Below are 15,556 nucleotides of genomic sequence, written 5' to 3' on the forward strand. Positions count from 1 at the left end.
TTGGAACATTTAGAAGAACTATGGAATAATGTCCTGGCTCAAGTTGAACAAAAAATTTCTAAACCAAGCTTCGAAACGTGGCTAAAGTCTACAAAACTACTATCTTATAATGGTAGTGGTTCCACTGTGACAATAGCTGCGCCTAATTCGTTTGCTCGAGACTGGCTTGAGAATCATTATATTCATTTGATTACAGGTATATTAACGGAGCTTACAGGCGAAGACTTGCTTATTAAATTTGTTGTTCAAAAAAACCAGGATTCGGACGATTTCGATTTGCCGGCGCCGATTATCCAAGCGAAAAATAACGATCACCATGATATTTCACCAGGTATGTTAAATCCGAAATATACTTTTGATACGTTTGTTATTGGCTCTGGTAACCGCTTTGCACACGCTGCCTCGTTAGCTGTCGCTGAAGCCCCTGCAAAGGCATATAATCCTTTCTTTATTTATGGGGGAGTTGGGCTAGGTAAAACACACTTAATGCATGCGATTGGCCATTATGTTTTAGAACATAATCCAAATGCAAAAGTAGTCTACTTATCATCCGAGAAATTTACAAATGAATTTATTAACTCTATTCGTGATAACAAAGCACTTGATTTTCGCAATAAGTACCGCAACGTGGATGTACTGCTAATTGATGATATTCAATTCCTTGCTGGAAAAGAATCAACTCAAGAAGAATTTTTCCACACTTTTAATACTTTACATGAAGAATCAAAACAAATTGTTATATCCAGTGACCGTCCTCCTAAGGAAATTCCAACATTGGAAGATCGGCTACGTTCACGCTTTGAGTGGGGGTTAATAACTGATATTGCGCCGCCTGATTTGGAAACTCGTATAGCTATCTTGCGCAAAAAAGCAAAAGCAGATGGTCTAGAGGTACCAAATGAAGTAATGCTTTATATTGCGAACCAGATTGACTCCAATATTAGGGAGCTTGAAGGTGCGCTTATTCGCGTCGTCGCCTATTCTTCACTGGTGAACAAAGATATTACGGCAACATTAGCAGCTGAGGCATTAAAAGATATAATCCCAAATTCAAAGCCGCGAGCAGTGACAATACTAGATATTCAAAATGCAGTAGGGGAACATTTTAATATACGTTTAGAAGATTTCTCTGCCAAAAAACGTACAAAATTAATTGCTTTCCCACGTCAAATCGCTATGTATTTATCACGCGAATTAACAGATTTTTCGCTGCCGAAAATCGGCGAAGAATTTGGTGGTCGCGACCATACGACTGTCATCCATGCACACGAAAAAATATCTTCTATGTTGAAAGATGACGTTCAACTACAACAAGATGTTAAACAAATTCGTAGTATGTTAGGTAAGTAATTACTGTGGACAAACCAACTATTTAAACACAAACTTATACACAGTCTATCTACATGTGGATAGACTGATTTTATTCATAAAAATACACTTATCCACAAATCCACAGGGCCTATTACTATATCTTTTTATTTTATATAAATAAATAATATAAATATGTGAGGGAAATAGAATGAAATTTGATATTTTACGTGACCGTTTATTAGAGGGTTTAAATGATGTCATGAAAGCAGTAAGTTCAAAAACAACTATTCCGATTTTAACGGGGATTAAAATTGATGTAACAGAGGAAGGTATCCGCTTAACAGGTAGTGATGCTGATATTACAATTCAAACATTTATTCCAGTAGAGGAAGATGGACAACAAATTATTCACATTACTGAAACAGGATCTATTGTTGTACAAGCACGTATGTTTAATGAAATTGTACGTAAATTACCAACAAACGATGTTGAAATCCAAGTAACACCAGGTTTCCAAACGCATATTCGTTCAGGTAAATCTGAGTTCCATCTAATTGGCTCTGATGCAGCAGAGTACCCATTATTACCAGAATTAACGGAAGATCAAAAATTTACTATTCCGGCAGATCTTTTAAAAACAATTATCCGTGAAACAGTATTTGCTGTTGCCACTTCTGAAAGTAGACCAGTGTTGACAGGTGTAAACTGGCAGATCAAAAACGAAACTTTAATCTGTGTTGCAACAGATAGTCATCGATTAGCAAGACGTAAAGTGCAATTGGAAAATTTACCAGAAGTTGAACATAGCGTAGTTATTCCAGGGAAAAGTTTAAATGAATTAAATAAAGTACTAGAAGATTCAACAAATCTAGTGCAAATTGTTATTACAAGCCAGCAAGTATTATTTAAAACTGGTGATGTATTATTCTTCTCTCGTTTACTGGAAGGCAATTACCCAGATACAACGCGTTTAATCCCTGAAGAATATCAAACAAATGTAACGATTAACGGTAAAGCTTTATTACAAGCTATCGATCGTGCGTCACTTGTTGCACGAGGAGATCGTAACAATGTTGTACGTTTTGAAATATTAGATAACCAAGCAGTTGAAGTTTCTTCTAATTCTCCTGAGATCGGTAAAGTGCAAGAAGAAATTCCTGTTGAATCATTAGAAGGAGAAAGCTTGAAAATTTCCTTCAGTGCAAAATATATGATGGAAGCTTTAAAAGCAATTGATGGCCAAGATGTAGTTATTCAATTTACAGGAGCGATGAGACCATTTATTTTACGCTCCGTTCACGATGATGCTATTTTACAATTGATTTTACCTGTACGAACTTATTAAAAATTTCATAACTGCTAAGATAGTCGCTATTGTGACTATCTTTTTTTACTTATGGCGTAATTTTAGGTATGATAGAGAGATAGACAGTCTGTATTCGGAGGGAAACACACTATGCAGGACATTAAAATTGATGAGGAGTTCATCACGTTAGGGCAGCTTTTAAAAATCACTGATGCCATTAGTTCAGGTGGCATGGCCAAGTGGTTTTTACAAGAAAATGCTGTATATGTAAATGGAGAAGTAGACGATCGTCGAGGTCGAAAATTACGTGACGGAGACGTTATAAATATTCCCGGATGTGGTCGCTTCCAAATCGTAGGACCAGCTGGACAATAAATTATGTATATTGAGCAAATAAAACTTACAAATTATCGTAACTATGATGCCTTAGCTTTAAACTTTTCTCCAAAAATTAATGTTTTTATTGGTGAAAATGCTCAAGGAAAAACAAATGTTATGGAGTCCATCTATGTTTTAGCAATGGCTAAATCCCATCGAACAACGAACGATAAAGAATTGATACGTTGGGATTCAGACTATGGTAAAATAGAAGGGGCCGTTAAAAAAAGGCATGGTATTTTACCAATCGAACTTACGATTACAAAGAAAGGTAAAAAGGGCAAGATAAATCATATAGAGCAAAGTCGCCTCAGTCATTATATTGGTCAAATGAACGTTGTTATGTTTGCGCCAGAAGACTTGAACGTTGTAAAGGGGAGTCCTCAAATACGCCGACGTTTTATTGATATGGAGATTGGGCAAATTTCGCCTGTCTATTTACATGATTTATTGACCTTTCAAAAAGTTTTAAAACAACGTAATCATTTCTTAAAGATGAATCAAGGCAAGTCCATGTCAAATGATGTGATGTATGAGGTCTACAATGAACAATATATTCATGCAGCTACCCAAATTATTCGTAAAAGATTTCAATTTATGGATTTATTGCAGGAGTGGGCAGAACCTATACACGCAGGCATATCACAAGGTAAGGAAACACTGGTTATAAAATATCGTACGGTAGCTGGTATTGAAAAAGAACACTCTACCAGTGAAATTGAAAATACTTTACATCAAAAATTGATTGAAGCGAGAGAACGTGAATTTGACAGGGGTGTGACACTTGTTGGCCCACACCGTGATGATTTGCAGTTTTTAGTAAATGGCTATGATGTTCAAACTTATGGCTCTCAAGGACAACAACGTACAACTGCATTGTCTTTAAAGCTTGCTGAAATTGAATTAATTAAACAAGAAACAAAAGAAACACCCATACTACTTTTAGATGATGTTTTGTCGGAACTCGATGATTATCGTCAATCGCATTTATTAAATACCATTCAAGGTGAAGTCCAAACCTTTGTAACAACTACAAGTGTGGATGGAATTCATCATGAAACGATGGAACAGGCTCAACTGTTCCACGTGAAACAAGGTGCGATTGAAAAAAGTTAGCCAGGGTAGTTTTTTAGATTACAAAAGAATGGTAATAGTCAGCTCGGTTGACTGTTCATTCATTTACACACAATGATGTTATGAAGGAGTAGATGAAAGCCGTGGCTATAGAGAACGAAGGTTTACAAAACCAAGCTTATGAAGCCGATCAGATACAGGTACTAGAAGGTTTAGAGGCAGTACGTAAAAGACCAGGGATGTATATCGGTTCAACAAGTTCTAAAGGGCTTCACCATTTAGTATGGGAAATTGTTGATAATAGTATCGATGAAGCTCTTGCAGGATTTTGTACAGATATACAAGTAACAATTGAAAAAGAGAACTGGATTCGCGTAGAAGATAACGGTCGAGGTATTCCAGTTAGCATTCAAGAAAAAATGGGTAAGCCAGCTGTTGAAGTTATTATGACAGTTTTACATGCTGGTGGTAAATTTGGCGGTGGAGGCTATAAAGTTTCTGGTGGTCTTCATGGAGTTGGGGCATCAGTGGTGAATGCACTTTCTGTTGAAACAATTGTTCAGGTTCATCGTGAAGGTCATATTCATGAAATTAAGTTTGAACGTGGGAAAACTGTTCAAGAATTAATGGTGATCGGTGAAACAAACCACAATGGTACAACAACGCGATTTAAAGCTGATCCAGAAATTTTTAAAGAAACGACTGTTTATGAATATGATATTTTAGCTCATCGTATTAGAGAATTGGCTTATTTAAATCGTGGTATTAAGATTACGATTGCTGATGAACGAGAAGAAGAGGTTCGTTCAACTACATATCACTATGAAGGTGGTATTCGATCTTATGTTGAGCATTTAAACCAATCTAAAGAGCCAATCCATGATCCAATTGATGTTCTTGGAGAGAAGGATGGCATCTCAGTGGAAATTGCTATGCAATACAATGCTGGATTCTCCTCTAATATTTTTTCATTTGCTAATAATATTAATACGTATGAAGGCGGTACACATGAGTCTGGTTTTAAAACAGCCCTTACACGTGTTATTAACGACTATGCTCGAAAAAATGGATTGCTTAAAGAATCTGATGCCAATCTTACAGGCGAGGATGTACGTGAAGGGTTAACAGCTATTGTTTCTGTTAAACATCCAGATCCACAATTTGAAGGACAAACGAAAACAAAGCTAGGGAATTCAGAAGTAAGTCAAATTACTAATTCATTATTCTCAGATGGCTTTGAACGTTTTATGTTAGAAAATCCAACTGTTGCTCGTAAGGTAGTAGAAAAAGGTTTAATGGCTGCCCGTGCACGTGTAGCAGCGAAAAAGGCACGTGAATTTACTCGTCGTAAAAATGCACTTGAAGTATCAAGCTTACCGGGTAAATTAGCTGACTGTTCTTCTACTATCCCCGCTGATTGTGAAATTTATATTGTTGAGGGTGATTCAGCCGGCGGTTCGGCTAAATCTGGACGTGACCGTCACTTCCAAGCGATTTTGCCTTTACGTGGTAAGATTCTTAACGTTGAGAAAGCTCGACTAGATAAAATTTTATCGAATGCGGAAATTCGTGCAATGATTACAGCATTCGGCACAGGTATTGGTGAAGAGTTTAATTTAGAAAAAGCTCGTTATCATAAAATCATTATCATGACAGATGCCGATGTCGATGGAGCACATATTCGTACATTACTTTTAACATTCTTCTTCCGTTTCCTTCGACCACTTATAGAAGCAGGCTATATTTATATTGCACAGCCACCACTTTATCAAGTGAAACAAGGTAAGCATATTGAGTACTGCTACGATGAAGAAACATTAAAAGAAATTATAGAACGACTACCAAAAATGCCAAAACCAAATGTGCAGCGTTATAAAGGTCTTGGTGAAATGAACGCTGAGCAACTTTGGGAAACAACAATGGATCCAGAGTACCGCACATTATTACAAGTAGAATTAGATGATGCAATTAAAGCTAACCAAGCATTTGAGCGTTTAATGGGCGATGAAGTTGAACCTCGTCGTCAATTTATCGAGGAAAATGCCGTATACGCTAATTTAGATATCTAATTTTTCTTGAGAGGAGGTCTACACTTTGTCAGAACAAGAACGCTCCGGTGTTAAAGGAGTTAATATCACAGAAGAAATTGAAACATCCTTTCTTGATTATGCAATGAGTGTAATTGTATCGCGTGCATTACCTGATGTACGTGATGGATTAAAACCAGTTCATCGTCGTATTTTATATGGGATGCAGGAATTAGGTAACACCGCAGATAAAGCTTACAAAAAATCAGCACGTATTGTTGGGGATGTAATGGGTAAGTACCATCCACATGGTGACTCATCCATTTATGATGCAATGGTACGTATGGCGCAAGATTTTAGTTATCGTTATATGCTTGTTGATGGTCACGGAAACTTTGGCTCTGTTGATGGTGATGGAGCAGCAGCCATGCGTTATACAGAATCACGTATGTCTAAAATAGCTATGGAAATGCTTCGTGATATCAATAAAGATACAATTGACTACACTGATAACTATGATGGATCAGAAAAAGAACCAATTGTTTTACCAAGTCGCTATCCAAACCTTTTAGTGAACGGTGCTGCGGGAATTGCCGTTGGTATGGCAACGAATATTCCTCCTCACCAGTTAGGAGAAACAATTGATGCTGTTATAGCACTTTCTGAAAATCCAGCCATTACTACTGAGGAGTTAATGGATATTATTCCAGGTCCTGATTTCCCTACTGGAGGATTGATTTTAGGGCGTAGTGGTATTCGCAGAGCTTATGAAACTGGACGTGGTTCCATCATTATTCGCGCGAAGGTGGAAATTGAGCAAAAGTCAAATGGTAAGGAGACCATTCTTATTCATGAATTACCTTACCAAGTGAATAAGGCTAAGCTTATTGAAAAAATCGCAGAGCTTGTACGTGATAAAAAAATAGATGGTATTACAAATTTACGTGATGAATCTGACCGTCGTGGTATGCGAGTAGTCATTGAAGTTCGTAAAGATGCCAACGCTAATGTAGTTTTAAATAATTTATATAAACAAACAGCTATGCAATCAAGCTTTGGTATCAATATGCTGTCATTAGTAAATGGTCAACCAAAAGTATTGGGCTTAAAAGAAATGCTTTACCATTATTTAGAGCATCAAAAGGTAATTATTCGTCGTCGTACAGAATTCGAACTTCGAAAGGCTGAAGATCGTGCTCATATTTTAGAAGGCTTACGAATTGCACTCGATCATATTGATGAAATAATTGCTATCATTCGTGGCTCACGTAGCGGCGAAGAAGCAAAGCCGCAATTAATGGAGCGTTTTAGCTTATCAGAGCGCCAGGCTCAAGCTATTTTAGATATGCGTTTAGTTCGCTTAAGTGGATTAGAACGTGAAAAAATTGAAGCAGAATATCAAGAGCTTCAAATTCTTATTGCGGATTTAAAAGCAATTTTAGCGGATGAAGAAAAAATTGTGGATATTATTCGTACTGAAATTTTAGAGGTGAAAGAACGTTTTAATGATATACGCCGTACTGAGATTACATCTGGTGGTCTAGAAATGATTGAGGATGAGGATTTAATTCCTGTTGAAAACTCAGTTATTACTTTAACACATAATGGCTATATCAAGCGTTTAGCTGCGAATACATATCGTAGTCAAAAGCGTGGTGGTCGTGGTGTACAAGGAATGGGTACAAACGAAGATGATTTTGTAGAGCATCTAATGAATACCTCTACCCATGATACAATTTTATTCTTTACGTCAAAAGGTAAAGTATTTAGAGCAAAAGGATATGAAATTCCAGAATTCGGTCGTACCGCTAAAGGATTACCAATTGTAAACCTACTCAACATAGATAAAGGTGAAAAAGTAACAGCCATGATTCGTGTTGGATCGTTTGATGAAGATGCTTACTTTATCTTTACGACGAAAACAGGTATTACGAAACGTACACCTGTCTCACAATTTGCTAACATTCGAACAAATGGTTTAATAGCTATTAGCTTACGAGAAGATGATGATCTTATTTCTGTACGTCTAACAGATGGAGATAAGCAAGTGATTATTGGTACACGCGATGGTATGCTCGTTCGTTTCCAAGAAGATGACATTCGTTCTATGGGTCGTACAGCTGGTGGAGTGCGAGGCATTAAGCTACGTGATGGTGACGAAGTAGTAGGCATGGAGATTGTTGAACCAGGGCAAGAAATTTTAGTAGTTACTGAAAAAGGTTACGGTAAACGTACTTCTGAAGATGAATATCGTTTACAAAGTCGCGGTGGTGTAGGTCTGAAAACCATCCAGATTACAGATAAAAATGGACCTATGGTAGCTGTGAAAACAGTTGATGGTTCTGAAGATCTCATGCTTATTACAATCAACGGTATGTTGATCCGTATGGATATCAATGATATTTCATTAATTGGACGTAGTACGCAAGGAGTTCGTTTAATTCGATTAGGAGACGACGAATTAGTTGCGACTGTAGCTAAAGTTGAAAAAGCTGAAGAGTCTCCAGAAGACGAAGAAGATGAAATAGAGGAATAATTTCAACCGATGACGACAGAATTCCATGTCGTTCATCGGTTTTTTTTACGTAAATAATGAAAAATAAGTAATTATTTAGAATTCCATGATAAAATGAAGATACCTTATTTGAAGCAAGAAACAGTGGAGAGGTGTTCATTTCGTGGAAACTATATATGTTCCGATTTCAGAGTTAGGCGTTGGTAAAGTAATTTCTGAAGATATTTTTGCTAATACACAGTATCCAATCATTTTTAAAGATACGATGATTTCCTACGTACATTTGCAAGTATTTCATGCGTTTAATATTTTCAACGTCCCCGTTTATAAAAATGAAAACGATACTCGAGTAGAGAAGAAAGAAAATGATGTTGAGGTTGTGATAGAAGAAATACCGACTTTTAGAAAAGTCTATAATAATTCTGTTGAACAATTCAAAAAAGAATTTAAAAATTGGGAAGCCGGAGCAAAAGTAGATATTGCCAAGGCAAGGACAATTATTTTACCTCTAGTAGAGATGGTCCTAGATGATCGTACAATTATATTTGATTTAAATGAGTATTCAAATGCGAAAGACTACTTGTATCACCATTGTGTTGCAACTGGTTTGATTTCCGCAGTGATTGCTCAAAAGCTTGGTTATGATAGAGGGATTACCATTCAAGTTGCAATAGGTGGTTTATTAGCTGATTGTGGTATGGCTAAAGTACACCCACGTATTAGAGATAAGAAGACACCTTTAACAGAGCAAGAGTATAATGAAATTTATAAACATCCAATTTATAGCTATAATATGGTAAAAGATTTAACGATTTTAAAGGAGACAATGAAAGAGGCAATTTTCCAACACCATGAACGTTTAAATGGAAGCGGATATCCGAAAGGTGAAAAGATCGCTAATATCTCAATTTTTGCTCAAATTATAGCTGTGGCAGATGTCTTTCATGCTATGACATGTGAACGAGTATATAGATCAAAACAATCTTCATTTAAAGTTATAGAAATGATTAATGAATCTGAGTTTGGGAAGTTCGATATTAAAGTAGTACGTGCTTTAATCGATATTGTTGCAGATCTTCCTATAGGTACAATTGTTGAACTGTCTAATTTGGAACGTGGTGAAGTAATGTTTGTAAATAAATTTGCACCAACACGTCCACTCATTAAATTAATCCATTCAGGAGAAATTTTTGATTTAGGAAAAAATCGTAGTTTTTATATTTCACGAATTATAACAAGTCTTTAAAAAATATTAGGGCAAACCATATATTATGGCTTGCCATTTTTTGACCCTTAATGCCATTAGTAAAGTATGTGTCCATGTTGAGTATAGTTTGCATCTTCTTTACTAAGTGTCTGGATAGTATATTTCTATAAAATAACAGACAATATTAATCCATTAGGTAGTAGTCTTATTTGCTATGATGGTGTTTAAACGCATTTAATTATATTGCATTTAAATATTTTCGGAGAAAGTGTTGACATAGTTTTAGAATCTTGATATTATAAATGAGTCGCCAAGAGGTGACAGTGAAATAATGAACATGAACCTTGAAAACTGAACAAGCAAAACGTAATCAATAAAGTTTTTAGTAACTAACCTTGGTTAGTGAACAAAACAAAATTTTGGACATCAAAATGATGCCAGCAAAACAATTTGAGCTATTCAAATTTCTTTTATGGAGAGTTTGATCCTGGCTCAGGACGAACGCTGGCGGCGTGCCTAATACATGCAAGTCGAGCGAACAGAGAAGGAGCTTGCTCCTTCGACGTTAGCGGCGGACGGGTGAGTAACACGTGGGCAACCTACCTTATAGTTTGGGATAACTCCGGGAAACCGGGGCTAATACCGAATAATCTGTTTCACCTCATGGTGAAACACTGAAAGACGGTTTCGGCTGTCGCTATAGGATGGGCCCGCGGCGCATTAGCTAGTTGGTGAGGTAACGGCTCACCAAGGCGACGATGCGTAGCCGACCTGAGAGGGTGATCGGCCACACTGGGACTGAGACACGGCCCAGACTCCTACGGGAGGCAGCAGTAGGGAATCTTCCACAATGGGCGAAAGCCTGATGGAGCAACGCCGCGTGAGTGAAGAAGGATTTCGGTTCGTAAAACTCTGTTGTAAGGGAAGAACAAGTACAGTAGTAACTGGCTGTACCTTGACGGTACCTTATTAGAAAGCCACGGCTAACTACGTGCCAGCAGCCGCGGTAATACGTAGGTGGCAAGCGTTGTCCGGAATTATTGGGCGTAAAGCGCGCGCAGGTGGTTTCTTAAGTCTGATGTGAAAGCCCACGGCTCAACCGTGGAGGGTCATTGGAAACTGGGAGACTTGAGTGCAGAAGAGGATAGTGGAATTCCAAGTGTAGCGGTGAAATGCGTAGAGATTTGGAGGAACACCAGTGGCGAAGGCGACTATCTGGTCTGTAACTGACACTGAGGCGCGAAAGCGTGGGGAGCAAACAGGATTAGATACCCTGGTAGTCCACGCCGTAAACGATGAGTGCTAAGTGTTAGGGGGTTTCCGCCCCTTAGTGCTGCAGCTAACGCATTAAGCACTCCGCCTGGGGAGTACGGTCGCAAGACTGAAACTCAAAGGAATTGACGGGGGCCCGCACAAGCGGTGGAGCATGTGGTTTAATTCGAAGCAACGCGAAGAACCTTACCAGGTCTTGACATCCCGTTGACCACTGTAGAGATATAGTTTCCCCTTCGGGGGCAACGGTGACAGGTGGTGCATGGTTGTCGTCAGCTCGTGTCGTGAGATGTTGGGTTAAGTCCCGCAACGAGCGCAACCCTTGATCTTAGTTGCCATCATTTAGTTGGGCACTCTAAGGTGACTGCCGGTGACAAACCGGAGGAAGGTGGGGATGACGTCAAATCATCATGCCCCTTATGACCTGGGCTACACACGTGCTACAATGGACGATACAAACGGTTGCCAACTCGCGAGAGGGAGCTAATCCGATAAAGTCGTTCTCAGTTCGGATTGTAGGCTGCAACTCGCCTACATGAAGCCGGAATCGCTAGTAATCGCGGATCAGCATGCCGCGGTGAATACGTTCCCGGGCCTTGTACACACCGCCCGTCACACCACGAGAGTTTGTAACACCCGAAGTCGGTGAGGTAACCTTTTGGAGCCAGCCGCCGAAGGTGGGATAGATGATTGGGGTGAAGTCGTAACAAGGTAGCCGTATCGGAAGGTGCGGCTGGATCACCTCCTTTCTAAGGATTATTTCGGAATACAAACCTAGGGTTTGTAAGATTACGTTTTGCGTTCAGTTTTGAAGGTTTATTAAATAATATAAAACTTCCAAGAGGGCCTATAGCTCAGCTGGTTAGAGCGCACGCCTGATAAGCGTGAGGTCGATGGTTCGAGTCCATTTAGGCCCACCATATATACCTCTTGGGGCCTTAGCTCAGCTGGGAGAGCGCCTGCCTTGCACGCAGGAGGTCAGCGGTTCGATCCCGCTAGGCTCCACCAATCTTTGTTCTTTGAAAACTGGATAAAACGACATTGAAATTGTAACAAACACATTTATTTTTTAAGTTTTTTTATAGGCTTAATAACATTAAAAGGGTTTCAAGACACGAGCAGTTCTAGGAAGCAATCGAGTGAATGAAGGAACGTACTTGAGTACGTGACTGATTGAACGAGTGAAGCTGACAACGAAATGTGATGTGTATTGAAAGCCGTTAGGTTAAGTTATTAAGGGCGCACGGCGAATGCCTTGGCACTAGGAGCCGAAGAAGGACGGCACTAACACCGATATGCTTCGGGGAGCTGTAAGTGAGCTTTGATCCGGAGATTTCCGAATGGGGGAACCCACTACGTTTAATCGCGTAGTATCTTGACGTGAATACATAGCGTCTTGAAGGCAGACCCAGGGAACTGAAACATCTAAGTACCTGGAGGAAGAGAAAGAAAAATCGATTCCCTGAGTAGCGGCGAGCGAAACGGGAAGAGCCCAAACCAAGAGGCTTGCCTCTTGGGGTTGTAGGACACTCAATACGGAGTTACAAAAGAGCGAGTTAGATGAAGCGACTTGGAAAGGTCCGCCAGAGCAGGTAAAAGCCCTGTAGTCGAAAGTTCGTTCTCTCCTGAGTGGATCCTGAGTACGGCGGAACACGTGAAATTCCGTCGGAATCCGGGAGGACCATCTCCCAAGGCTAAATACTACCTAGTGACCGATAGTGAACCAGTACCGTGAGGGAAAGGTGAAAAGCACCCCGGAAGGGGAGTGAAAGAGATCCTGAAACCGTGTGCCTACAAGTAGTTAGAGCCCGTTAATGGGTGATAGCGTGCCTTTTGTAGAATGAACCGGCGAGTTACGATTACGTGCGAGGTTAAGCTTTAGAAGGCGGAGCCGCAGCGAAAGCGAGTCTGAATAGGGCGAAATAGTACGTGGTCGTAGACCCGAAACCAGGTGATCTACCCATGTCCAGGGTGAAGGTAAGGTAACACTTACTGGAGGCCCGAACCCACGCACGTTGAAAAGTGCGGGGATGAGGTGTGGGTAGCGGAGAAATTCCAATCGAACTTGGAGATAGCTGGTTCTCTCCGAAATAGCTTTAGGGCTAGCCTCGTGATGAGAATACTGGAGGTAGAGCACTGTTTGGACTAGGGGGCCATCCCGGTTTACCGAATTCAGACAAACTCCGAATGCCAGATATTTATACACGGGAGTCAGACTGCGAGTGATAAGATCCGTAGTCAAAAGGGAAACAGCCCAGACCACCAGCTAAGGTCCCAAAGTAATCGTTAAGTGGAAAAGGATGTGGCGTTGCACAGACAACCAGGATGTTGGCTTAGAAGCAGCCATCATTTAAAGAGTGCGTAATAGCTCACTGGTCGAGTGACGCTGCGCCGAAAATGTATCGGGGCTAAACGATTCACCGAAGCTGTGGATTGACATCTACGATGTCAGTGGTAGGAGAGCGTTCTAAGTGCGTTGAAGTCAGACCGGAAGGACTGGTGGAGCGCTTAGAAGTGAGAATGCCGGTATGAGTAGCGAAAGACGGGTGAGAATCCCGTCCACCGTATGACTAAGGTTTCCTGAGGAAGGCTCGTCCGCTCAGGGTTAGTCGGGACCTAAGCCGAGGCCGATAGGCGTAGGCGATGGACAACAGGTTGATATTCCTGTACCACCTCCTCACCGTTTGAGAAATGGGGGGACGCAGTAGGATAGGGTAAGCGCGCTGTTGGTTATGCGCGTCCAAGCAGTAAGGCGTGTGTGTAGGCAAATCCGCACACTGTAACGTTGAGCTGTGATGGCGAGTCCGTATGGACGAAGTTCCTGATTTCACACTGCCAAGAAAAGCCTCTATCGAGGTGAGAGGTGCCCGTACCGCAAACCGACACAGGTAGTCGAGGAGAGAATCCTAAGGTGTGCGAGAGAACTCTCGTTAAGGAACTCGGCAAAATGACCCCGTAACTTCGGGAGAAGGGGTGCTCTTGAGCGTGCAAGCGCATGAGAGCCGCAGTGAATAGGCCCAGGCGACTGTTTAGCAAAAACACAGGTCTCTGCAAAACCGTAAGGTGACGTATAGGGGCTGACGCCTGCCCGGTGCTGGAAGGTTAAGAGGAGTGGTTAGCGCAAGCGAAGCTGCGAATTGAAGCCCCAGTAAACGGCGGCCGTAACTATAACGGTCCTAAGGTAGCGAAATTCCTTGTCGGGTAAGTTCCGACCCGCACGAAAGGCGTAACGATCTGGGCACTGTCTCAACGAGAGACTCGGTGAAATTATAGTACCTGTGAAGATGCAGGTTACCCGCGACAGGACGGAAAGACCCCGTGGAGCTTTACTGTAGCCTGATATTGAATTTTGGTACAACTTGTACAGGATAGGTAGGAGCCAGAGATCTCGGAGCGCCAGCTTCGAAGGAGGCGTCGGTGGGATACTACCCTGGTTGTATTGAAATTCTAACCCATGCCCCTTAGCGGGGCAGGAGACAGTGTCAGGCGGACAGTTTGACTGGGGCGGTCGCCTCCTAAAAGGTAACGGAGGCGCCCAAAGGTTCCCTCAGAATGGTTGGAAATCATTCGTAGAGTGTAAAGGCACAAGGGAGCTTGACTGCGAGACCTACAAGTCGAGCAGGGTCGAAAGACGGGCTTAGTGATCCGGTGGTTCCGCATGGAAGGGCCATCGCTCAACGGATAAAAGCTACCCCGGGGATAACAGGCTTATCTCCCCCAAGAGTCCACATCGACGGGGAGGTTTGGCACCTCGATGTCGGCTCATCGCATCCTGGGGCTGTAGTCGGTCCCAAGGGTTGGGCTGTTCGCCCATTAAAGCGGTACGCGAGCTGGGTTCAGAACGTCGTGAGACAGTTCGGTCCCTATCCGTCGTGGGCGTAGGAAATTTGAGAGGAGCTGTCCTTAGTACGAGAGGACCGGGATGGACACACCGCTGGTGTACCAGTTGTCTTGCCAAAGGCATCGCTGGGTAGCTATGTGTGGACGGGATAAGTGCTGAAAGCATCTAAGCATGAAGCCCCCCTCAAGATGAGATTTCCCATTACGCAAGTAAGTAAGATCCCTCAAAGACGATGAGGTAGATAGGTTCGAGGTGGAAGTGTGGTGACACATGGAGCTGACGAATACTAATCGATCGAGGACTTAACCAAAAACGTTTGAACCATTCAATGAACCGTTTATCCAGTTTTGAAAGAATAATTTCTTTTATGAAGGGTTTCAAAATACGAGTAGTTCGAGGAAGCAATGGAGAGAGGAAAGGAGCGTACTCAAGTACGTGACTGACTGAAGGACAGAAGCTGACGAAGAAATGCGATGTATATTGAAAGCCGACCATAGTCTAGTGATGATGGCAAAGAGGTCACACCCGTTCCCATACCGAACACGGAAGTTAAGCTCTTTAGCGCCGATGGTAGTTGGGGGCTTCCCCCTGTGAGAGTAGGACGTCGCTAGGCATAATAAAAACA

The 15,556-nt window shown here is 41.3% G+C and carries 7 protein-coding genes, 2 tRNA genes and 3 rRNA genes; all 12 read left to right on the plus strand.

The window, feature by feature from the left end; translation table 11 throughout:
- A complete protein-coding gene (dnaA, locus tag NV349_RS00005) occupies window positions 1-1,350 on the plus strand; it encodes a chromosomal replication initiator protein DnaA (protein ID WP_036119568.1) in 1,350 nt (449 codons plus the stop codon).
- 169 nt (window positions 1,351-1,519) lie between these two features.
- Window positions 1,520-2,656 (plus strand): DNA polymerase III subunit beta, encoded by a 1,137-nt coding sequence (gene dnaN / locus NV349_RS00010; protein WP_036119570.1) that lies wholly within the window; start codon window positions 1,520-1,522, stop codon window positions 2,654-2,656.
- A 111-nt stretch (window positions 2,657-2,767) separates the two neighbouring features.
- On the plus strand, window positions 2,768-2,992 hold the full coding sequence (gene yaaA, locus NV349_RS00015; protein ID WP_036119572.1) for a S4 domain-containing protein YaaA: 225 nt from the start codon (window positions 2,768-2,770) through the stop codon (window positions 2,990-2,992).
- Between the two features lie 3 nt (window positions 2,993-2,995).
- Window positions 2,996-4,111, plus strand: coding sequence for a DNA replication/repair protein RecF (gene recF / locus NV349_RS00020; protein ID WP_036119574.1), 1,116 nt, complete (start codon window positions 2,996-2,998; stop codon window positions 4,109-4,111).
- A gap of 92 nt (window positions 4,112-4,203) precedes the next feature.
- Window positions 4,204-6,138, plus strand: a complete 1,935-nt coding sequence (gyrB, locus tag NV349_RS00025; RefSeq protein WP_051891598.1) for a DNA topoisomerase (ATP-hydrolyzing) subunit B — start codon at window positions 4,204-4,206, stop codon at window positions 6,136-6,138.
- 25 nt (window positions 6,139-6,163) lie between these two features.
- Complete coding sequence (gene gyrA, locus NV349_RS00030) at window positions 6,164-8,632, plus strand: DNA gyrase subunit A (protein WP_271911986.1); 2,469 nt, start codon at window positions 6,164-6,166, stop codon at window positions 8,630-8,632.
- A 142-nt stretch (window positions 8,633-8,774) separates the two neighbouring features.
- Window positions 8,775-9,857, plus strand: a complete 1,083-nt coding sequence (locus tag NV349_RS00035; RefSeq protein ID WP_058844066.1) for an HD-GYP domain-containing protein — start codon at window positions 8,775-8,777, stop codon at window positions 9,855-9,857.
- A 430-nt stretch (window positions 9,858-10,287) separates the two neighbouring features.
- Window positions 10,288-11,839 (plus strand): 16S ribosomal RNA (locus NV349_RS00040).
- 94 nt (window positions 11,840-11,933) lie between these two features.
- Window positions 11,934-12,010, plus strand: a tRNA-Ile gene (locus NV349_RS00045).
- Window positions 12,011-12,022: 12 nt separating this feature from the next.
- Window positions 12,023-12,098: transfer RNA gene (locus NV349_RS00050), tRNA-Ala, on the plus strand.
- A gap of 215 nt (window positions 12,099-12,313) precedes the next feature.
- A 23S ribosomal RNA gene (locus tag NV349_RS00055) occupies window positions 12,314-15,241 on the plus strand.
- A 187-nt stretch (window positions 15,242-15,428) separates the two neighbouring features.
- Window positions 15,429-15,544 (plus strand): 5S ribosomal RNA (gene rrf, locus NV349_RS00060).
- Together the 16S, 23S and 5S rRNA genes with 2 tRNA genes alongside form the textbook arrangement of a ribosomal RNA operon.
- Window positions 15,545-15,556: the final 12 nt, after the last annotated feature.

It is taken from the genome of Lysinibacillus sp. OF-1 (assembly GCF_028356935.1).
GTDB lineage: Bacteria > Bacillota > Bacilli > Bacillales_A > Planococcaceae > Lysinibacillus > Lysinibacillus fusiformis_D.